This window comes from Flavobacterium oreochromis, from assembly GCF_019565455.1.
Taxonomy (GTDB): domain Bacteria; phylum Bacteroidota; class Bacteroidia; order Flavobacteriales; family Flavobacteriaceae; genus Flavobacterium; species Flavobacterium oreochromis.
In genome coordinates this window covers 555,037-576,008 of record NZ_CP067377.1, presented here as the reverse complement: position 1 = coordinate 576,008, position 20,972 = coordinate 555,037, and the positions used below count along the sequence as shown (strand labels likewise).

At 29.9% G+C, this 20,972-nt stretch carries 17 protein-coding genes and 3 pseudogenes; 10 read left to right on the top strand and 10 right to left on the bottom strand.

Going from position 1 to position 20,972, the window contains the following annotated elements:
* Window positions 1-22: 22 nt before the first annotated feature.
* The 3 genes and pseudogenes from JJC03_RS02820 to tsaB all read left to right on the top strand — a co-directional run bounded on the left by JJC03_RS02820 (window position 23) and on the right by tsaB (window position 3,625).
* The gene (locus JJC03_RS02820; RefSeq protein WP_088398810.1) at window positions 23-1,450 is read left to right on the top strand and encodes a TolC family protein; all 1,428 of its coding nucleotides are present in this window, start codon (window positions 23-25) and stop codon (window positions 1,448-1,450) included.
* A gap of 84 nt (window positions 1,451-1,534) precedes the next feature.
* Window positions 1,535-2,903 (top strand): annotated as a pseudogene (locus JJC03_RS02815) (efflux RND transporter periplasmic adaptor subunit).
* A gap of 53 nt (window positions 2,904-2,956) precedes the next feature.
* Entirely contained in the window at window positions 2,957-3,625 is a 669-nt protein-coding gene (gene tsaB / locus JJC03_RS02810) for a tRNA (adenosine(37)-N6)-threonylcarbamoyltransferase complex dimerization subunit type 1 TsaB (protein WP_088445379.1), read from the top strand.
* A 178-nt stretch (window positions 3,626-3,803) separates the two neighbouring features.
* Here the strand turns inward: tsaB and JJC03_RS02805 are convergent, their stop codons facing one another.
* Complete coding sequence (locus tag JJC03_RS02805) at window positions 3,804-4,556, bottom strand: mechanosensitive ion channel family protein (protein WP_088398807.1); 753 nt, start codon at window positions 4,554-4,556, stop codon at window positions 3,804-3,806.
* Window positions 4,557-4,882: 326 nt separating this feature from the next.
* Window positions 4,883-5,776 (bottom strand): NifU family protein, encoded by an 894-nt coding sequence (locus JJC03_RS02800; RefSeq protein WP_088398806.1) that lies wholly within the window; start codon window positions 5,774-5,776, stop codon window positions 4,883-4,885.
* A gap of 194 nt (window positions 5,777-5,970) precedes the next feature.
* Here JJC03_RS02800 and JJC03_RS02795 point away from each other — a divergent pair, with 194 nt between their 5' ends.
* The gene (locus tag JJC03_RS02795; protein ID WP_088398805.1) at window positions 5,971-6,957 is read left to right on the top strand and encodes a PorP/SprF family type IX secretion system membrane protein; all 987 of its coding nucleotides are present in this window, start codon (window positions 5,971-5,973) and stop codon (window positions 6,955-6,957) included.
* A 118-nt stretch (window positions 6,958-7,075) separates the two neighbouring features.
* Window positions 7,076-7,588, top strand: a complete 513-nt coding sequence (locus tag JJC03_RS02790) for a gamma carbonic anhydrase family protein (protein ID WP_088398804.1) — start codon at window positions 7,076-7,078, stop codon at window positions 7,586-7,588.
* 9 nt (window positions 7,589-7,597) lie between these two features.
* On the opposite strand, the pseudogene murI reads toward JJC03_RS02790, so the two are convergent.
* The 8 genes and pseudogenes from murI to JJC03_RS02750 all read right to left on the bottom strand — a co-directional run bounded on the left by murI (window position 7,598) and on the right by JJC03_RS02750 (window position 15,904).
* Window positions 7,598-8,376 (bottom strand): annotated as a pseudogene (gene murI / locus JJC03_RS02785) (glutamate racemase).
* Between the two features lie 79 nt (window positions 8,377-8,455).
* Entirely contained in the window at window positions 8,456-8,944 is a 489-nt protein-coding gene (locus JJC03_RS02780) for an OmpH/Skp family outer membrane protein (protein WP_235873951.1), read from the bottom strand.
* A 28-nt stretch (window positions 8,945-8,972) separates the two neighbouring features.
* On the bottom strand, window positions 8,973-9,560 hold the full coding sequence (locus tag JJC03_RS18590) for a hypothetical protein (protein ID WP_309597732.1): 588 nt from the start codon (window positions 9,558-9,560) through the stop codon (window positions 8,973-8,975).
* Window positions 9,557-10,012, bottom strand: a complete 456-nt coding sequence (locus JJC03_RS18585; RefSeq protein WP_309597731.1) for an OmpH/Skp family outer membrane protein — start codon at window positions 10,010-10,012, stop codon at window positions 9,557-9,559. Before JJC03_RS18585 ends, JJC03_RS18590 begins: the two co-directional genes overlap by 4 nt.
* A gap of 64 nt (window positions 10,013-10,076) precedes the next feature.
* Window positions 10,077-13,388, bottom strand: a complete 3,312-nt coding sequence (gene bamA, locus JJC03_RS02770) for an outer membrane protein assembly factor BamA (protein WP_258932110.1) — start codon at window positions 13,386-13,388, stop codon at window positions 10,077-10,079.
* Window positions 13,389-13,479: 91 nt separating this feature from the next.
* Entirely contained in the window at window positions 13,480-14,163 is a 684-nt protein-coding gene (gene porG / locus JJC03_RS02760; protein WP_088398798.1) for a type IX secretion system protein PorG, read from the bottom strand.
* Between the two features lie 122 nt (window positions 14,164-14,285).
* On the bottom strand, window positions 14,286-15,170 hold the full coding sequence (locus JJC03_RS02755) for an NAD kinase (protein WP_088398797.1): 885 nt from the start codon (window positions 15,168-15,170) through the stop codon (window positions 14,286-14,288).
* 74 nt (window positions 15,171-15,244) lie between these two features.
* Window positions 15,245-15,904 carry a CBS domain-containing protein gene (locus tag JJC03_RS02750; RefSeq protein ID WP_088398796.1) on the bottom strand — a complete coding sequence of 220 codons (660 nt, stop codon included), beginning with the start codon at window positions 15,902-15,904 and terminating at the stop codon, window positions 15,245-15,247.
* A 124-nt stretch (window positions 15,905-16,028) separates the two neighbouring features.
* Here JJC03_RS02750 and JJC03_RS02745 point away from each other — a divergent pair, with 124 nt between their 5' ends.
* The 5 genes and pseudogenes from JJC03_RS02745 to clpP all read left to right on the top strand — a co-directional run bounded on the left by JJC03_RS02745 (window position 16,029) and on the right by clpP (window position 20,897).
* The gene (locus JJC03_RS02745) at window positions 16,029-16,760 is read left to right on the top strand and encodes a pyridoxine 5'-phosphate synthase (RefSeq protein WP_235873950.1); all 732 of its coding nucleotides are present in this window, start codon (window positions 16,029-16,031) and stop codon (window positions 16,758-16,760) included.
* 619 nt (window positions 16,761-17,379) lie between these two features.
* Window positions 17,380-18,177 carry an alpha/beta fold hydrolase gene (locus JJC03_RS02740; RefSeq protein ID WP_088445193.1) on the top strand — a complete coding sequence of 266 codons (798 nt, stop codon included), beginning with the start codon at window positions 17,380-17,382 and terminating at the stop codon, window positions 18,175-18,177.
* 48 nt (window positions 18,178-18,225) lie between these two features.
* Window positions 18,226-18,564 (top strand): phage holin family protein, encoded by a 339-nt coding sequence (locus JJC03_RS02735; RefSeq protein WP_088398793.1) that lies wholly within the window; start codon window positions 18,226-18,228, stop codon window positions 18,562-18,564.
* A gap of 94 nt (window positions 18,565-18,658) precedes the next feature.
* Window positions 18,659-19,983: pseudogene (gene tig / locus JJC03_RS02730) on the top strand (trigger factor).
* Window positions 19,984-20,240: 257 nt separating this feature from the next.
* Window positions 20,241-20,897, top strand: coding sequence for an ATP-dependent Clp endopeptidase proteolytic subunit ClpP (gene clpP, locus JJC03_RS02725; protein WP_014165004.1), 657 nt, complete (start codon window positions 20,241-20,243; stop codon window positions 20,895-20,897).
* Window positions 20,898-20,972 lie beyond the last annotated feature (75 nt).

Here is a 20,972-nt window from a genome sequence, read left to right as displayed (position 1 = left end):
AAGAATTGAATAAACTAGAATAATGAAAAATATATTCCACATACTTGTCTTTTTAATATTTATAGGATTTAGTGCTAAGGGGCAAGAAAAAAAGTGGACTTTAAAAGAATGTATAAATCACGCATTAGTGAATAATATTGCGGTACAGCAGTCTTCCTTAGATGTAGATATAGCTACTGTTAATAAAAAAATTGCATTTGGTAGATTTCTACCATCTTTAAATGGAAGTTTATCTCATTCCTGGAACATAGGGCTAAATCAGAATATAATTACTGGTTTACTAGAAAATCAAACGAATCAATTTACTTCAGCAGGTATATCATTAGGTATTGATATTTATAGAGGATTACAATATCAAAATCAATTAAGAAAATCAAATTTATCAAAGATCGCATCAGAATATCAGTTAACTAAAATAAAAGAAGATATTTCGTTAAATATAGTAAATGCCTATCTCCAAATTTTATTTAATAAGGAAAGTTTAAAAGTACAAAAAGAACAACTAAGGTTAAGTAATGAACAAAAAAAGAGGACTACTGAATTAGTAAACGCAGGAGTAGTCCCAAGAGGAGATCTGTTAGATATAGATGCTACTATTGCAACTAATAATCAAAAATTAGTTAATGCAGAAAATGTTTTATTAATCTCAAAATTAAGTTTAGCTCAGTTATTACAATTAAAAGAATATGATATTTTTGATATTACTGATGCAGAAGTTGAAGCTAAATTAAGTACAGTTTTAGCAGAAACACCCAATGTCATTTTTAAGAAAGCTAAAGAAACACGTGTTGAATTAAAATTAGCACAGACAAATTTAGAAATAGCTCAAAAAGATATTGATATAGCAAAAGGTGCTTACCAGCCCAGTTTACAAGGTTTTTATAATGTAAATACTCGTGTTTCTTATGCAAAAAGAATAAAAGGATTTGAAATTGATCCACAAAATCCAATTAGAGAAATAGGTTTTGTAGAGTCAACAGGTGATTTAGTTGCCACGGTTAATAAAGTTCCTGTGTTAGGTGGTCCAACTCCTTTTTTTCAACAAATAGATAATAATAAAGGACATAGCTTTGGATTACAATTGAACATACCTATTTTTAATGGATTTACTGTAAGAAATAATGTAAACCGGTCTAAAATTATTTTCCAAAAATCTAAATTAACATTAGAACAGCAAATGTTAGATCTTCAACGAACAGTTTATACAGCGTATACAGATACAAGAGGAGCTCAAAAAGCCTATGAAGCAGCATTAGTTGTTTTACAAGCAAGACAAAAAGCAGTAAATTATGCAAAAGAACGTTATGAAGTAGGATTAATGAATGTTTTTGATTACAATCAATCGCAAACGCAGTTGGTTAATGCAGAATCAGATGTATTGCGTACTAAATATGATTATATTTTTAGAACTAAAATTTTAGAATTTTATTTTGGAATTCCAATCTTTTAAAATTCTAATGCTTATAAATAAAAGTTGAAGATGAACTAGCTCTATGATAAAATATTTTCTCTTTAATGTTAAATAATAAATTAAATGAAAGCAAAAACGAAATACATACTTATTAGTAGTGTTGTAATTCTGATAGTAGGATTAATAGGTTTGAAAAAAAAGGAGTGTTAGGAGATAATACTTCTGTAACAGAAGTAGAATGGCAAGAAGTTAAAGAACGTACTATTATAGAAACAGTATCGGCTACAGGGAAAATTCAGCCTGAAACAGAAGTTAAAATTTCATCTGAAATTTCAGGAGAAATTATCGAATTACCAGTTAAAGAAGGGCAGATGGTTCAAAAAGGAGATTTGTTAGCCAAAGTTAATCCACAATTATATTTGCAAGGAGTAAATCGGACACAGGCAGGACTGTCTAATACTAAAGCCAATCTGTCACAAGTAGAAGCCCAATATAAAGAAGCTAAAGCAAATTATGAACGGAATAAAAATTATATGATAAAGGTGTTATTTCAGGTGCTGAATGGGATAAATCATTAGCCGTTTTTGAAGGAGCAAAAGCAGCCAGACAAGCGGCTTATTTTAATGTAGAGAGTGCTACTGCTACAGTTAATGAATCCCGAGAAAGTTTGCGAAAATCAACTATTTATGCCCCTATGACTGGTACTGTTTCTAAATTAGCTGTAGAATTAGGTGAACGCGTATTAGGTACACAACAAATGGCTGGAACAGAGTTAATGAGAGTAGCTAATCTTGATAATATGGAAGTAGAAGTAGATGTTAATGAAAATGATATAGTGAAAATTGAAATAGGAGATCAGGCAAATGTTCAAGTTGATGCTTACCTCAAAAAAAAATTTAAAGGAATTGTAACGAGTATTTCTAATTCTGCTAATTCCGCCACTTCAGCAGATCAAGTTACTAATTTTAAAGTGAAAATTAAAATAATAAAAGAATCTTATGCTGATTTAATGAAAGGTAAATTAAATAATTATGCTCCTTTTCGTCCAGGTATGACCGCTACAGTTGATATTATTACTACTCGTAAAGAAAATATTATTGCAGTTCCTATAAGTGCTGTTGTTATGCGTACTGATACAACATCTTCAAAAAAAATATATTTAGAAAAAGAAGAGGAAGGTGATTTTCAGGAAAAAGAAGAGGAACCAATAAAAGAAGATAAACGATATGAATGTGTATTTGTAAAAAAGGGTGATAAAGTGCAATTAAAAGTTATTACTACTGGAATCCAAGATGATAATTATATAGAAGTTCTTTCTGGATTAAATAAAGGAGAAACGATTATTACAGGACCTTATACCATCGTTACAAAAGAATTAAATCCAGGTGATAAAGTGAAAAAAATATCAGGAGATAAAAAAGAAAGCAAAAAGAATAATTTGTTTAAAAATAGTTTGCTGTTTCCTACAGGGTTGAGTCATTTTTTTAAATGAATCAATCCTGTTTTTTTATGATTATTGTACTTTTGCAGGATATATAATTATCGATGACTTATATTTTACATTTAGAGACAGCTACTCGCAATTGCTCTGTATCCTTAGCTAAAGATGGCGAGTTAGTGGCAGTTCGTGAAATTGCAGAATCAGGATATACCCATGCAGAAAAATTACACGTTTTTATAGAAGAAGTTTTAAAAGAAGCTCAAATTCTACCAAACAATTTAACTGCAATAGCAGTCAGTCAAGGACCAGGTTCGTATACAGGTTTGAGAATTGGAGTTTCTGCTGCTAAAGGTTTGTGTTATGCTTTAAATATCCCGTTAATCGCGTTAGATACTTTAGAAATTTTATCTAAGCAAATAAAAATTTTAGACGGACTTATTGTGCCCATGATAGATGCTAGGCGTATGGAATGTTATACTGCCATTTTTTCTAAAGATTATGAACAAAAACGAAAAGTAGAATCTCAAATTATAGAATCTAATATATTTTCTGAGTTTCAAGAAACAATACATTTGTTAGGAGATGGAGCTTCTAAATGTAAAGAAGTACTCAATACAGATCAGTTTGTATATCATGATCAAGCAATTTTCCCTTCTTCTAAGGAAATGGTACAAGGTGCTTACCATAAATTTTTGAATAATGATTTTGTAGATGTAGCTTATTTTGAACCTTTTTATTTAAAAGAGTTTATGCTAAATACAAAACAATCTTAATTTGTAATACATAAAAATTAAAGTGTTCAAAAAGTGTAGAATAAATATTTAGTTTGTTTTCTCAATTTCAGTTATGCTTTCTTTAATTAAATGAACCAATAAAGTTAGATAACTAAATATTTACTTTTCGAACACTTTTATTTTTTATTTATATTGTATCTATAAAATAATTACTAAATTATAGGTTGTAAAGAGAATTTAATAGATCTGATTTTACAGCTACACCATCACTGTTTTGCGTCCAAGCACGAACTAATAAGCTAAATGTTTCAGTCTCTATACTAGCTATAAAAATGTCCGGTTTAGGATCTTTTAAAATTAATGGATGATTTTGAACTAATACCTCTAGTTTTGACCTTGTATTTTTAATGTTCTCATTTATTGGAAAATTAAAAGTAAAATCATTTCTTGAGGTGCTTTTTTGAGAATGATTCTTTATTTTACCGTTTGAAAGTACACCATTTGGAATATATACAACTTGATTATTTCCCGTTGTTAGCTTAGTAGAAAAAATATGAATATCTTCTACTTTTCCTATTTCTCCTTGTACTTCTATTTTATCTCCAACTTTAAAAGGTTTGAATAAAATAATTAGAATACCCCCTGAAAAGTTGGAAAGAGATCCTTGTAATGATAGACCTACAGCTAATCCAGCAGCACCTAAAATAGCAACAAAAGAAGAAGTTTCTACTCCTAGTTTTGAAATAACAGCTATAAATACTAACCCTCTTATTGTCCAATAAATTAGATCTTCAAGAAATTCAACCAGTGTAATTTCTATATTTCGATTAATCAGTATTTTTTTTGTTGTTTTTGTAATAAATTTAGAAAGCCATATTCCTACAATAAAAATTAAAACAGCAGTTAATAAATTAATAGAATAGGTAATGGCATGTTCTTTTACTGTTTCTAGTGTGTCTATATTAATCATTTTATAAGTGTTTGGTAATAAAATTCTACTAAAAATAAGGTCTTAGGATTTAATTTTAGAAAATGATGAAAACTTTTAAAGAATCAGAAAAGTTATTTATATCTAAAATGAATACTATAGAAAAATTTTTTTCTCATCTTTTAGTTTTTGTTTACTAATAAGAATCTAGCACCTTTTATTAAAATTAGTTTATTTAATGGTGTTTTATGAGATAAAAAGGCAAAACACCTCAAGAAGAAGTGTTTTGTTTTTTATTTACAAAAACGAATGTATTTTCCCTTTTATTTAATAATGATTTAAAAGTATTTAAACAAATTATAAAAAAGTTATCCATTAAGGGCTTCAACTATTATTTCTTGATCATTAAGCATTTCTTTTAGCATGTTTTCAATGCCATTTTTTAATGTAAAAGTAGAAGAAGGGCAGCCACTACAAGCTCCTTGAAGAATTACTTTTACTGTTTTATCTGCTTCATTATAAGAATCGAATAATATATTTCCTCCATCAGAAGCTACTGCTGGTTTTATATATTCTTCAATTATGTTAATGATTTTTTGAGAAGTAACGTCTAAATTTTCAAAATTTGTTATTTGTTGTTTTTCTTGTTTTTGAGAAACAGTTATTTTTGTTTCATCTACCGCAATATTTCCGCTCTCTATAAATTCTTTAATAAAAGTTCGTAATTCGTTCGTTACCTCTTGCCATTCACTTACAGCATATTTAGTAATAGAAACATAATTTTCATCTATGAAAATCTCTTTTACATAAGGGAAATTAAATAATGCTTTTGCTAGGGGAGAAGCTCCAGTTTCATCTATATTTTTACATTCCACAATTTGTTTAGTTAGCATTCTGCTTGCTACAAATTTCATTACAGAAGGATTAGGCGTACTTTCTGCATAAACGGTTACAGCAACTTTTTTAATTTCTTTTTCAATAATAACAGGACCGCCCGCATTAACATAATTTTCAAGTTGTTCTGCTACATCCTGTTTTACATCATTCCATTCTACTATACTGAATTTTTCGATAGCAATAAAATTTCCTGAAATATAAACTGTTTTTACAAAAGGTAAATAAAATAACTGTTTTGCTAGAGGTGAATCAGCACATTCATCTACATTTTTGAATTCAAAACTTTGATTTGGGCAAATGAAATATGAAAATTCAAATTTTAAAATAGAAGGATTTGAAGTTTCTTTTATCGTAATTAGTTTCATGAGTATAAAGTATAAATTGTTCTTTGAAATCAAAAGAAAAAATATGTATGCAAATTTACTAAAGAAGTTTAGGATAAAGTAAGAGATTGAGGAAAGTTATAAGAATTTTAACGAAAAAAAAGGAATTGTATTATGCTACTATTTTCCAGTAGTTCAAAATAGTTTAACTTTGAGAGCTCATATTAAAAGTAAAAATGAAGTATTTATCACTTGTATTCGCATTTGTAAGTTTGTCCTTGTATGGTCAGGTTGATATACCTGTATATTCTGATTATTTAACAGATAATTATTATTTAATACACCCATCAATGGCAGGAGCTGCTAGTTGTGCAAAAATTAGAGCTACAGCTAGGAAACAATGGTTTGGAGTTGACAAAGCACCCGCTTTACAGACTATAAGTGTTAATGGTAATGTAGATCAAGATGGTAAATCAGGGGTTGGACTTATTTTATTTAATGACCGTAATGGTAATCATTCTAATAGAGGTTTTAAGGCAACATACGCACATCATATTTTATTTTCTAGAAATGATATTGATTTAAACCGTTTGTCTTTTGGAGTAAATCTAGGAGTGAATCAATTACAGTTAGATGAAACAGAATTTGGATCCTCTTTTGATCCTATAGTGAGTGGAGGAGTGCAAAGTGCAAGTTATTATAATATTGATTTTGGAGCTTCGTATAATTTTCTTGATTTTTATGCGCACGCAACTGTGAAAAATGCAGTTTTTAAAAGCAGAAATATTTATACAGATATAGAGTCAAGTAACCTTCGAAAATATGTTATTAATTCAGGTTATATTTTTGGAAATCGTGATAAAATATTGTACGAACCTTCTATTATGTTTCAATTTACAGAGTTAACGAAAGAAAGAAGTTTAGACGTAAATATCAAAGCATATAAAAATATGGACTTCGGTAAACTTTGGGCAGGATTATCTTATAGAAACAGCCTTGATGGTTCTCAATATATAAATAATGGATTTGTAGAAAAGCAACGTTTACAATATTTGACACCTATTGTAGGAGTTAATTATAAAAAGTTTATGTTAGCCTATAATTATACTTATGTCATAGGAGATGTAAAATTTGACAGGGCTGGTTTTCATCAATTAACTTTAGGTTTTGATTTTGGTTGTAAACGTGAAAAATATGATTGTAATTGTCCTTCTGTAAATTAATATGAGGATGTCCAAAAAGTTTATAATATAATGCCCATATTATATGGGACTCACTTTTGTGAAAAAATAAAAGTGCGTTAAATTTTTACTTTTCGGACCTCTTTTATCTTTATAAAATATGTTAGTAAAAGCAGTTAATGGTAAAAGCCCATCAATTCCTGAAGATTGTTATGTGGCAGAAAATGCTACTATTGTTGGAGATGTGGTTTTTGGAAAAGAATGCAGTGTATGGTTTAATGCCGTAGTTAGAGGAGATGTACACTCGATCCGAATAGGTAATAAAGTCAATATTCAAGATGGTGCTGTAGTACACTGTACCTATTTAAAACATCCCACAGAAATTGGGAATAATGTTTCTATTGGCCATAAAGCTATTGTGCATGGTTGTACTATAAAAGATAACGTTTTGATTGGTATGGGAGCAATTGTTATGGACGGTTGTGTTATTGAAAGTAACTCAATCATAGCAGCCGGTTCTGTAGTAACGCAAAATACAACCGTTGAATCAGGTGCTATTTACGCTGGAATACCTGCTAAAAAAGTAAAAGATATCAATCAGAGTGATTTTGCTGGAGAGATTGAACGTATTTCTAATAATTATGTTATGTATTCAAGTTGGTTTAAAGAATAATAATTATTATTAAAAGTTTAATTCAAAAATATTTTCATCAAAGTCTAGAATTGACTTTAAAACACGGGTATCACTATTTGAATAAAAAATAGTGGTGCCTTTTTTTTCTTGTGTATTCATTATTTGATGTTGTTCTAAAATTAATTTAGTCTGTTTTGCAACTGCTAATCCTGAATCAATGATTTTAATAGATGTAGGAATTATTTTTTTATTTCAGGGATTAAGTAAGGGTAGTGGCTACATCCTAATACTAAATAGTCTATGCCTGCTTTAATCATTGGGTCTAAATAGGAATATAATAACCCTCTCATTTCTTCAGATTCAATTTTACCATCTTCTATTAGTTCAACCAGACCATGTCCAACTTGTTCCATAATTCTAACATTAGTATAGTTTTTTAGTTGACGATTAAAAAGTTCGCTATTTAAAGTGCCTTTAGTTGCTAAGATTCCAATAGTTTTGGTTTCGCTAAGAGTTGCAGCTGGTTTTATAGCGGGTTCAATACCAATAAAAGGGATGTCATATTTAGCTCTCATTTCTTTTATGGCATTAGTAGTAGCGGTATTGCAAGCTACAACAATTAGTTTGCATTTTTGTTGTAGTAAAAAATCAACATTTTTAAAACATAGTTGGATGATTTCTTCTTTTGTTTTTTTGCCATAAGGCGCATTTTTGCTATCAGCTAGATAAATTGTGTTTTCATTAGGTAATAAGTGATGTACTTCTTTCCATATTGAAGTACCACCAATTCCTGAATCAAAAAGGCCTATGGGATTTGTGTTAGTCATAAAACAAAAATAAAAAAAAACTGCCTTGAAGAAAACAACAAGACAGTTTTTAGTAATTTATTTTGATGAAATTAGAATTTTAATTCTTTTTCACATCTTCAAATAAGTTTGGTCCATCTGCTAAGATTAAAGCAGAAGAATCCATTACATATTGGAATCCTTTCGCGCGTGCTACTTTAATTACAGCTGCTTTTGCTTTTTCCATAATAGGTTTTACAATTTCTGTTTCTTTGTCAGAAATTTGTTTTTGAGCATTGTCACGATATTGTTGGATTCTTTGTCCCATATCTTGCATTTCTTTAGCTCTTTTTTCATTTTCAGCATCACCAGCAGTTTGAGCTTCACTTTCGTATTTTTTCATTTTAGTTTGGTATTCAGTTACCATCTTTGAATACTCAGCATCTAAAGTTTTGCTTAAAGTTTCTAACTGTGCTTTAGCAGCAGTCATTTCGGGCATTTTTGAAAGTAATTGCTGAACATCAATATGAGCTGTTTTTGATTGCGCATTCATTCCGCTGATACCTAAAAACATTACAGTCGCAATTAATAAAGATTTCAATTGTTTCATCATCTAAAGTGTTTAGTATAGTTAAAAATTAATTAGTACTCTTTTTTTCTTTTGCTTTCTCTTCTTGAGCTTTGCGTTGAGCTTCTTTTTCTTCTAGAATTTTTTTCTTTCTTTCCTCTAACGCTTTTTTCCTTTCTTCAAGGTTTTTTTTATTTTTTTCTATTAATTCTTGCTTTGCCGTTTCGCGTACAATTCGAATAGAGTCTTGATTTATTTTTTTATCTTCTCTTTTATTAAAACTAACCGTTTGTGCATTCGGTATATTGCTGGTTTGAGGAAGATTATTGCTTGTAGGGGAATCAATAGTTGTGCCAGTTTTTTTAGCTTCTTGTTCCTCTAACTGTTTTTTCTTTTTTTCTTCATATTCTTTTCTTTTTTTCTCAGTCTCTAAACGTCTAGATTCTAATATTTGTTCACGACGAGATCTTTTTTCATCTAATATTTTTTTTCGCTCTGCAAGGCTTGGGTTTTCAGAAACATCATCTTCTTTTGCCTCTTTTTCCTCTAGAGCTTTTTGTTGTTTTTTGCTTAGTTCTTCTCTTTTTTCGGCTCTAGTTATAACTCGAACAATTTGGTCGCTAAGATCAAACCTTTTTGCAGAGAATAGCATAGTCATTTGTGCAGAAGATTTATCAAATATATAATCGTATTGTTTTTTTCAGCTAAATCCTGAACTGCATTAAATACTTGATCTTGTACTGGTTTTAGGATAGCTTCTTTTTGCAATGCTAAATCACCTCTTGATCCAAAACGTTTTTGTTGATAATCTAATAATTGGTTTTCTTGAAACTTAATTTCTTCTTCTCTTTCTTTAATTAGCTCTTTCGTTAGTAAAGCGCTTTCGCTTTTTAAAGCATCTTTAAGTTTATTAATAGCATTTTTTTTAGTTTCAATATCTTGTTTCCATTTTTGTGCTTTCTCTTCTAATTGAGAAGAAGCTTCTTTATAATCAGGTGTGTTTTCTAGGATATATTCCATGTCAATATACCCAATTTTTAGACCTGTTTTGGTCTGTCCTATTATATTGGTTATGGTAAACAACCCTAATATTAAGAAGATTCTTTTCATATTTTTTTAATTTTCACAAGCTATTAACTTATATATTTGATATTATAGATAACGTCAAATATAATTAAAATTGTTGTCCTATGATAAAATGTGTTTGCCAGCCTGATTTTGTTCCCCCTATATTAATAGGGTCAAATCCATGAGCAAAATCAATTCCTAAAAGACCAAATGCAGGCATGAAAACACGCAGACCAACACCAGCAGAACGTTTTAAAGCGAATGGATTATATGATTTAAATCCTTCAAAAGCCGCTCCAGCTTCTACAAAAGCCATCATGTATATAGATGCTGCTTGTTTTAATGTAATTGGGTAGCGCAATTCTAATGAAAATTTATTAAATGCAGTACCTCCTATTTGTTGACCTGCTCTATCTCCTTGCGTAATAGTAGGAGTTAATGAGTTATTAGGATAACCTCTTAACTGGATTGTTTCTCTACCATCCATGGCAAAATTAGCTAAACCATCACCGCCTAAATAAAAACGTTCAAAGGGAACTAGACCTCTTTTATTATTATAAGCTCCCATAAAACCAAACTCTCCTAGTGTGCGTAGTGTTAGTTTTTCATATATCTTAGAAAACCATTCTGCTTTCACTTTTATCTTGTAATATTCTAACCAATTAAATTTTTGTTGATCTACTTTAGCAGGATCTGCAGACGCTTCTTCAATAGAATTAGCTTTTGTTAATACACCATTATTGTTGATTAGTGGATCTCCTACATTATATGTTTCAGAAGAAGTTGTAGCGTATAATTTATTTTCTGGTAAATTTCCAAGATTTTGATAATCTACTCCATTGAAGTATGAATAAGGGGGTGTAAGTTTAGCGGTTACACTAAATTCAGAACCATGTGTAGGGAATATGGGATTTACGCCTTTATTGTTACGGGTTAATCCAATAGTATACGATAGGTTTCTAGAAGTACCATTACCAAATGTAAACAATCCAATATTATAATTGTTTAAATCATAATGTTGGTATGTAACTGCTTGTGAAAGGACAAAGTAGTCATCTGGAAACTGTAATCTCTTAGCGATACCTACAGAAGCTGTGAAAATATTGAAACTTCTTGATCTATCTACGCTATTACTTATAAAGTTATTTGAAAATTGTTTACTGTATGATAACGAGCCTGAAAATTGAACTGGTTTTTTACCTCCAAACCAAGGTTCTGCAAATGAAAAACTATAAGTTTGAAAGTATGAACTTGCTTGTAAACGTAAAGACAGCTTTTGTCCATCTCCCATAGGAAGCGGTCTATAAGCATTTTTCTTGAAGATGTTACTTAGAGCAAAATTGTTAAATGATAATCCTAAAGTACCAATGAAACCTCCTCCACCGTAACCACCTTGTAGTTCAATTTGACTTGCTCCTTTTTCAGCAACGTGGTATTTGATATCTACAGTACCACCTGCTGGATCCACATTTTCAAAATCTGGTTTTATAGCTTCTGCATCAAAAAAGCCTAATTGCCCAATTTCACGGATTGTTCTTACTAAATTTTCTTTACTATAGACTTCTCCTGGTTTGGTTCTTAATTCACGATAAATTACTTTATCATTTGTTTTGTCATTACCTACTACTGATATCTTGTTGAAATGAGCTAAAGGCCCCTCTACAATTCTAATGTCTAAGTCAATTTGATTATTTTCTGTCTTAACTTCAACAGGGTTAATGTTTGAAAATAAGTAACCGTTGTTTTGGTACAAATTGGTTATATCGTCTCCGTCAGGCTGTGTTTTGTCTGCAATTCTTTTGTCTAATAAAACGCTGTTATACACATCTCCTTTTCTAATTCCTAAATATTTTGATAAAATTTGGTCGTTATAAACTGTATTTCCTGTAAAGTTGATGTCACCAAAATAATATTTTTTACCTTCTTCAAGATTGATTTTTATGGAAACCTTATTTGTTTTAGGATTGTATACAACAGTATCTGATTTTATTCTCGCATCACGATAACCGTTTTCTTTATACTTACTGATTAATAAATTTAAATCATCTTTGTATTTATCTCTTTTAAATTTCATTGATTTTAATTTCAAGAAATTCATTAGGCTTATATGACGAGTATCCTTCATCGAACGAAGTAAAATGCCTTTTTTTAGCTCATCATTACCTATTAGCTCTATATCTTTAATACGAACTTTTTTTCCTCTGTCTACATTTACTACCATATTTACATGATTTATCGTAGTAGTGTCTTCCACAGTGCTTATGTTTACTTTTGTATTGAAATAACCTTCTTTTTTATATTTATTCTCAATATAATATTTTGTTGTAGTTAAAAGGTTTTCATTTACTATTTTTTCAGAAGTAAGTCCATTATCTTTAATTAAAGATTCCTGTGCTCCTTTTTTAACACCAATAATTTTAACATTGTTAAGTTTTGGTAATTCATTTAGATTTAGTTCAAGAGAAATACTATCTCCTTCTATTTTATCTACATAGAAGTTGACATTGTTGTATAGCCCTAGTTTCCACAGTTTTTTAATGGAATTACTAATTTCCTCTCCAGGGACTGTTATAGTTTGTCCTTTTGATAGACCAGTAAACGTAACAATTGTTTGTTCGTTATAGGTAACTTTACCTGTTACATTTACTTTTTTTAGTACATATGATTTACCATTTTCAATGGTTAGTCTTTCTTGTGCTTTTACGTTTATAGTAATACTTGTAAATGCAATGAGCAGCATAAATTGTATGCTGCTTTTAACTCGTGTAAAATTATTTAACTTGCTCACTTGTTTTTCCAAATCTACGTTCTCTTTTTGATAGCTAATGAGGGCTTCATATAAATCTTTTTCACTAAAATCAGGCCATAACACATCCGTAAAATAAAATTCAGCATATGCTATCTGCCAAAGTAAAAAATTACTGATTCTATGTTCGCCACTTGTTCGTATTACTAAATCTACTTCTGGTAAATCATGTGTGTAAAGATGATTATTAAAAATTGATTCGTCAATACTCTCAATTGAAATTATATTATTTTTAACTTTATCAGATATTTTTTTAACAGCATTTAAGATTTCTTCGCGCGAACCATAACTTAATGCTAAGGTTAGCGTCATTTGGTTATTATTTTTAGTTTTTTCAATTACTTCTAGTAGTTCTTTACGTACATTATTAGGAAGTGAATCTAAATTACCTATACTGTTTAGTTTAATATTGTGTTTGATAAAAGTATCTAGTTCTTTTTTTAAAGAAGATACGAGTATTTTCATTAATGTTTCTACTTCTAGTTTTGGGCGATTCCAATTTTCAGTAGAAAAGGTATAAAGAGTTAAGTTTTTAATGCCTAATTTAACACAAGTTTCTACTGTAACACGTACAGATTTTGTGCCGTTTTCGTGACCGAAAACGCGAAGCATTCCTTTTGTTTTGCCCAACGGCCATTTCCATCCATGATAATGGCAAGATGTTGTGGTAAGTTGTCTTTGTTTATTTTATCTATTAAATTCATTAATTCTTACAATAACAAGGATTTTTTCCGAAAGTATAAGTTAAAGTTGCACCAGTAAAAGTGTACCAATCATTGCTGTTAGTGTTTCCAAAGGAAAAATTCTTCATAGTATCATCTTTAGGTAAACTTCCGTCTAGATCATCAATAAAAGTATAGTGAAAACTGGTTTCTAATCCTAAGATTAGACTGTTTGTTAATTTCATCTTTATGCCTGCCGTCATGGGGATAGCAAATGACCAAGAATTCTCTTTTGAAGAGACGTTATCATTCTTGAAGTATAAATTTCTATAGTTAAAAAAACTTAATCCAGAATGAATATAAGGTGTAAGAATAAAGTTGTTATCGTGGAGGTTAAAATCAAAAAAATTAAATTCTAAACCTGCTGATAATTCAGATATTTTATTTTGAAAAGAATAACCGCGTTCTTTTCTTGCTGATTGGTCTGAACTAGAGTCATCACCGCTAATCGTACTTGTTATAGCAGAAAAACGCCAAGCATGTCTTTTACTTTTATTCCATTTGTAAATAACACCAAAGGTAGGATCTTTCGGTGATACAAACAGGGTGCTTCCAATATCACCAACGTAGTTACTGCCCCCTCCAAAAACACCTATTTCGTGTAATTGAGCGTGGTTTTGACTGAAAGTCAAAATAAGCAGGAGAATGTGTGCTAACTTTTTCATTTTTATAATAGGTTGCAAATATAGTAATTATGAACACTCCACAAAGTGAATTGTCGATTTGTTAGTTTTAATTTGTAAACTTATTTATTAACGAAAAAGTTTGTTTGCTAGTATTTTAGGTCTTAATTTCTCCTATCTTCACCAAATAGTAGTTTTTTTCTTAATGTTTTTAAAAAGCTTTCTTCTGTTATTTCTACCATTTTGATTTTAAAAGCTGTTTTTTTAATTGTTAAGATACTTTCATTCTTAACAGAATTAATTCTTGAATCTAATGAAACTAAATAGTTTTCTTCTCGACCTGTTACTTTTAATTTTAATACAGTAGTGTCAGGAATAACCATTGGTCTAGCATTTAAATTATGTGGAGCAATAGGTGTAATTACAAAACTTTCTGTTTCTGGTGTTAAAATGGGACCACCGCAACTTAAGGAGTAACCAGTAGAACCAGTAGGAGTAGATATAATTAATCCGTCTGCCCAATAAGATGTTAGATATTCATCATTTAGATAGGTTTCTATGGTTATCATAGAGGTGGTATCTTTACGACTTATTGTAATTTCGTTCATAGCAAAATTTATATCTTCTAATGAACTTAATGAGGGCGAGCAACTTACACTAAGAAGTGTTCTTTCTGAAACAGTATATTTTTTTTCCAGTACGAGTGCTAAGAATTTTTCAATATTTTCTTGTTGAACATTTGCTAGAAAACCTAATCTACCAGCATTTATTCCTAAGATAGGAATTCCAGAATCTCTAACAAATGTAGCGGCTCTAAGAAAAGTGCCATCTCCCCCTACACTGAGTACCATATCGTAAGAAATATCTAAATCAGTATGTCGGTCAAATGTTTCTACAGGGTTTGTAATAATCTGATTGTCTTGAAGAATTTTTAAGAAATTAGCCTCAATCGAAAAGAGTATTGCGTTTGTTTTAAGAAAATGAATTAATCTTTCTATGATAGGTGCAGTTGTGTTTTGATAATACTGACCGTAAATGGCTACTTTCATGGTTTTGTTTCTGTTTCGGTAAAAAGCAATTAATATTTAAGCACCAAAATTTTTGATGAATCGTAATGTTATGATTAAATATTTAGGTATTTGTCTAAATAATCAGAGCGTTCTTTAAGTGTTTTTAAATGTTCGTCTTCTTGATGTTCTGATATGATTTCGTAATCATAACGGCGGAATGTTTGAATAATATCGTTAAGGCTGCCTTCTCCTAATTTTAATGTAATTTGAATTTTTTCTGTATCTGAATTTGAAATGAAAGCACCTAGTAATTTTCCATTATTACCTTCTACTATCTGTGCAATTTGACTAAAAGAGTAATCATTTATCCCTTTTTCAATGATTATAATTCCTCCTAATTCACGAAGAAAAGGAGTTTCGTTAAACACGCGTATTACATCTTCTAACTCATAATATCCGATGTATTGATTGTTTAAATCTAATACAGGAATAATATTCGTTTCATTTTTCGCAAAATCATCTAAGACATCTAATAATACGGAGTTGCTTCTGGTAAAGAAAGTTTCAAAAGTGTGTCGGTATTCAGCTAAATTTTTACTAAAATCAAATCCATCAACATCTTCTGCTGATACATTGCCTATAAAAATACCATTTTCAACTATAGGAAAATGCGAAAATGGATAATCCGTAAAAAAATCCTGTGCTGTAGCTACCTCTTCGTTAATGTCTAGTGGAGCAAAGTCATGGTTAATATAGTCTATTAGTGTATTCATTTATAAATAATGTCGTTTAAAAATATTTCTGAATTATTATTTAATTGCAAAATAATTAAAAAATTACATAAGACCCGTGCGTAAGTTTGTATTTTTGTTGTCTTTTATAAAAATATGTTTTTAAATGACTCAAAATAATTGTAAACTCAGTGTAAACATAAATAAGATTGCTACGTTGCGTAATTCGCGTGGGGGTAATACACCTAATGTGATAGAAGCGGCAAAACGTATTCAGAACTTTGGAGCGGAAGGTATCACAATACATCCAAGACCTGATGAGCGTCATATTAGGTATCAAGATGCACGTGATTTAAAAGAAGTGGTCTATACGGAATATAATATAGAGGGAAATCCACAACATAATTTTATAGATTTAGTTTTAGAATGTAAACCTACACAGGTAACATTAGTTCCTGATGCAATTGGAGCATTAACTTCTAATGCGGGTTGGGATACCATCACACATCAAACTTATTTAAAAGATGTCATTGCTGAGTTTCAACGCAACGGAATTAGAACTTCTATTTTTGTGGATCCAGTGTTAAAGATGATTGAAGGTGCTAAGGAAACAGGAACTGATAGAATTGAGCTATACACCGAAAGTTTTGCTCACGAATACAGTTTAGGGAACAAAGAGGGGATTTTGCCTTATGTGGCATCTGCTAAATTGGCAAATGAATTAGGTTTAGGGGTTAATGCTGGTCATGATTTAAGCTTAGATAATATTGCGTTTTTTAATCAAAATATCCCTGGCTTACTAGAAGTGTCTATTGGTCACGCTTTAATTTCAGAATCCTTGTATCTAGGCTTAGAGAATGTCGTAAATATGTATTTGAGGAAGTTGAAGTTGGTCTAATTGTAAAATATAAAAAATAAATTTCAATTTTTAGTTCTAATATTATAGCCAATATTAAATTTTGAAATATGTTTGAAAATGGTTGTTAAGTCTTTTTTAGCCATATGTTTTGCTGGCTGTTCATCTGTGATAACTAGATCTGAACAGATAACGATTTAAATGCTAAAATAGATTATAAAGAACTATATGTTTCTAGAGATATACTGTTTTTACTTTATAAAAAATATAAAAATCAAATTACGGTAGATTTAATCAAGTTTAATGAAAATAAAACGGTTCAAACATCAATAAAATATTTTTATTTAGAGGAGAAATCCGATCAGCTAAATAATTTTGATTTTATCAAATGACTTCATAGTTTTACTTTTTATAATTTTATTGTAAAAGAAAATTAATTATTAAAAGTTCCTCAAAATGTGAAAGAATATTCCTTGATTTTGCTACTCCATCAAGTGTAAAAGTTAGTGAAGAATTTAAAATAAAAGGAGATACACTTTGTAGGATTAAAAAAAATAGTAAGAATTTCCGAAAAAATATATATTAAACACATCATTGATAAATAATCATTTTGAGAATTTTAGAAGGAAGTGCTTGTGAATAATATACCAAAAAAAAGTATATGAATACAGAATTACATAGTAATATAATAAATTCAATAGCAGAATTAAAAGGTCAGTTAGTTGTCATTCACGGCTTCCTAGGGATGTCTGATAACTGGAAAACTTTGGCGGCACAATATGCTGAGCAAGGTTTTGAAGTTCACGCTTTAGACATGCGTAATCATGGAAAGAGTTTTCATACCTCTGATTGGAGTTATAGCGGTATGGTGCAAGATGTCGTTAATTATTGTAAACAATATAATTTATCAGATATTTCTGTAATTGGTCATTCAATGGGAGGGAAAGTTGCCATGCTATTAGCTACTACTTGTCCTGATTTGGTTGAAAGGTTAATTGTTGCAGATATTGGACCAAAGTATTATGCTCCCCATCATCAAACTATTTTAGAAGCATTAAATGCAGTAGATTTTTCTATAAAACCATCACGTACAGATGTTGAAACAATTCTTTCTAAATTTATAACGGATTTCGGTACACGTCAGTTTTTGTTGAAGAATTTGTACTGGGTAGAACCGGGGCAATTAGGTTTTCGATTTAATTTAAAAGTATTTACTCAAAACACTTCAGTTATAGGCGAGGCATTACCATTTGAAAATCATTATGATAAAAAAACCTTGTTTTTGCGTGGCGATCAATCAGACTATATTTTAGATAGTGATTTTGAAACCATTTATCACCATTTTCCAAATGCTGATATTCAAAGTGTCTCTCAAGCAGGTCATTGGTTGCATGCAGAAAATCCAAAAGACTTTTTAGAAAAAACCCTTTGTTTTCTGAATAGTTCTACTGCTAGTTAAAGTAGTGTCCTTTTTATATTTAAATTAATATTTTAAATTCTATAAAAAATGAAATTATTACAAAGATTATTAATCTCGACTTTAATTGTAATAGCCCTTTCTTATTTTGTAAAAGGTGTACGAGTTGATGAAATTACCATTGCTGTTAAAGTAGCTGTTGTTCTGGCATTATTAAATACTTTTCTAAAACCTGTATTGGTTTTTTTTACTTTTCCTATTACCGTTTTTACATTAGGTATTTTTTTGTTAGTTATTAACGCAGGTATGGTGCTCTTATGTACTCGGTTAGTAGACGGGTTTGTAGTTGAATCATTTAGTGCTGCTTTTATTTTTAGTATCTTAATGTCTATTTCACAATGGGTCTTATATAAGTTTATAAAAGACTAAAAATTAGTAAGTTGATTTTAATTAAATAAAATTTGTTGGGTGGTATAAATTATGTAATTTTGCCACCCAATTTTAGTACGTAAAAACATATATAATGAATATTACAAAAACCAATATCGATGCGTTGAACGCAGTGGTAACTGTAGAAGTTGCAAAGAATGATTATGCTGAAAAGGTAGAGAAAGTTTTGCAAAACTACCGCAAAAATGCGAACATACCAGGTTTCCGTAAAGGTCAAGTACCTATGTCTTTAGTACAAAAACAATACGGTAAAGCAGTTTTAGCTGAAGAGGTAAATAAGTTAATTCAAGAAGGTTTAAATAAATTTTTAGTAGAAGAAAAATTGGATATCTTAGGAAATCCACTTCCTAAATTTACTGAAGAATTCAACTGGGATGCTGATGATTTCAAATTTGAATTTGAATTAGGTTTAGCTCCTGAGTTTGATGTGAAATTAGAAGGGTCTGAATTAACATACTATACTATAGTAGCAGATGATAAGTTGTTAGATGAACAAGTTGTTAGAATTCAAAAACAATTTGGAAAAATGTCTTCTAAAGAAGAAATAGCTAAAGAAGATGATATTCGTGGTACTTTCGTAAACGAAGAAAAGGGAATTAATAAACCCGCTCAGATTACATTAGATATTTTTGAAAACAAAGCAGTTGCAGAATCTTTCATCGGTAAAAAAGCAGGAGAAGTAGTAGCTGTTCCTACAAAAGGACTATTTAATGATGATCATAAATTAATGGATTATTTAGGTTTAGGTCATGATGATGTTCACGGTTTAGATATTACAGTTGATTTTAAAATTGAAGAAGTAACCACAACAGAACCAGCTGAATTAAATCAAGAATTATTTGATAAATTATTCGGAGAAGGAAATGTAACTTCAGTAGATGGTTTAAAAACTAAAATTAAAGAAGATGCTGAAAAAACGTTTGCTCAACAAGCAGATCAAAAGTTTTATAATGATGCAACAGAATATTTAATTAACAATCACCAAGTTGAATTGCCAGCTGAATTTTTAAAAAGATGGATTCAAACAGTTGGAGAAACTCCACTAACAGCTGAACAAGCAGAAGTTGAGTATGCTCGTTCTGAAAACGGGTTACGTTATCAATTAATTGAAAGTAAAATTATTACTTCCAATAATTTACAAGTAACTTTTGATGATCTTAAAGCATATGCTAGTGATATTATCAAAAGCAAATGGCACAATTTGGTCAATTAGATCCATCTCAAGAAGATGTAGATAACATTGTGAGTCGTGTAATGACTAATCAAGATGAAGTACGTCGTTTGTCAGAACAAGTAATGAGCGAAAGATTATTAAATGTGTTTAAAGAAAAATTAAATACGTCTACTAAAGAAGTTACTTATGATGAATTCATTAAAGCAATGTATGGTGAAATCTAATTAGTGAAAAATCATATATTTTCTTGAAAAAGAATATTATTAAAGTAATAAATAAAAAGAATTTACTGTTGTAAACTTTTTAAATTTTCTTCAAGAGAAATCATAAAAAATATGTAAGTTTGAGCGTCAAATAAAATATTTGACGCTTTTTTATTGACAAACTGTCATTAAAAATAAAAAGGTCTAAAAATTGCAATTCGTTTAATCTGTTTAGAGAAGGATAGCTTTAAACTTTTAAACTTTTAAACTAATTATAAATGAATTACGGTAAAGAATTTAAAAAATATGCTACTAAGCATCATGGAGTAAATAGTATGTATTACGATAAAATCGTAAGTAGTATGACTCCTTATGTAATTGAAGAACGTCAGTTGAATATCTCTCAATTAGATGTGTTTTCACGTTTAATGATGGATAGAATCATCTTTATGGGAACCGGAGTAGATGATTATATGGCAAATATTATTCAAGCACAATTATTGTTTTTAGAAAGCGTTGATGCTTCTAAAGATATTCAAATATATATTAACTCTCCAGGAGGAAGTGTATACGCAGGTTTAGGAATTTATGACACAATGCAATTTGTAAAACCTGATGTGGCTACTATTTGTACAGGTATGGCTGCCTCTATGGGAGCTGTTCTTTTATGTGCAGGTGCAGAAGGAAAACGTTCTGCTTTACCACATTCAAGAGTTATGATTCATCAACCATCTGGTGGCGCACAAGGAGTAGCTACTGATATGGAAATTAATTTAAAAGAAATGTTGAAATTAAAAGATGAATTATACCAAATTATCTCACATCATTCAAAACAACCTTTCGAAAAAGTATACAAAGACTCTGAACGTGACTATTGGATGAAAGCTGATGAAGCAAAAGAATACGGAATGATTGATGAAGTTTTAAGAAGATAATTGTAAGTCGAAAGTCAAAAATTATGAAGTTAAAAAGTAAGACTTTATGATATTAGACATTACGACATTAGACTT

Excerpts from the sequence above, each read along its gene's own strand:
- JJC03_RS02780 (WP_235873951.1), bottom strand. The coding sequence starts at position 8,944 with ATGAAACAATTGAAATCTTTATTAATTGCGACTGTAATGTTTTTAGGT.
- clpP (WP_014165004.1), top strand. The coding sequence starts at position 20,241 with ATGAATTACGGTAAAGAATTTAAAAAATATGCTACTAAGCATCATGGA.
- JJC03_RS02800 (WP_088398806.1), bottom strand. The coding sequence starts at position 5,776 with ATGAAACTAATTACGATAAAAGAAACTTCAAATCCTTCTATTTTAAAA.
- JJC03_RS02820 (WP_088398810.1), top strand. The coding sequence starts at position 23 with ATGAAAAATATATTCCACATACTTGTCTTTTTAATATTTATAGGATTT.
- bamA (WP_258932110.1), bottom strand. The coding sequence starts at position 13,388 with ATGCTTCGCGTTTTCGGTCACGAAAACGGCACAAAATCTGTACGTGTT.
- JJC03_RS18585 (WP_309597731.1), bottom strand. The coding sequence starts at position 10,012 with ATGAAAAGAATCTTCTTAATATTAGGGTTGTTTACCATAACCAATATA.
- JJC03_RS02795 (WP_088398805.1), top strand. The coding sequence starts at position 5,971 with ATGAAGTATTTATCACTTGTATTCGCATTTGTAAGTTTGTCCTTGTAT.
- JJC03_RS02735 (WP_088398793.1), top strand. The coding sequence starts at position 18,226 with ATGAAATTATTACAAAGATTATTAATCTCGACTTTAATTGTAATAGCC.
- porG (WP_088398798.1), bottom strand. The coding sequence starts at position 14,163 with ATGAAAAAGTTAGCACACATTCTCCTGCTTATTTTGACTTTCAGTCAA.
- JJC03_RS02805 (WP_088398807.1), bottom strand. The coding sequence starts at position 4,556 with ATGATTAATATAGACACACTAGAAACAGTAAAAGAACATGCCATTACC.
- JJC03_RS02755 (WP_088398797.1), bottom strand. The coding sequence starts at position 15,170 with ATGAAAGTAGCCATTTACGGTCAGTATTATCAAAACACAACTGCACCT.
- JJC03_RS02745 (WP_235873950.1), top strand. The coding sequence starts at position 16,029 with ATGACTCAAAATAATTGTAAACTCAGTGTAAACATAAATAAGATTGCT.
- JJC03_RS02750 (WP_088398796.1), bottom strand. The coding sequence starts at position 15,904 with ATGAATACACTAATAGACTATATTAACCATGACTTTGCTCCACTAGAC.
- JJC03_RS02740 (WP_088445193.1), top strand. The coding sequence starts at position 17,380 with ATGAATACAGAATTACATAGTAATATAATAAATTCAATAGCAGAATTA.
- JJC03_RS02790 (WP_088398804.1), top strand. The coding sequence starts at position 7,076 with ATGTTAGTAAAAGCAGTTAATGGTAAAAGCCCATCAATTCCTGAAGAT.
- tsaB (WP_088445379.1), top strand. The coding sequence starts at position 2,957 with ATGACTTATATTTTACATTTAGAGACAGCTACTCGCAATTGCTCTGTA.
- JJC03_RS18590 (WP_309597732.1), bottom strand. The coding sequence starts at position 9,560 with ATGACTATGCTATTCTCTGCAAAAAGGTTTGATCTTAGCGACCAAATT.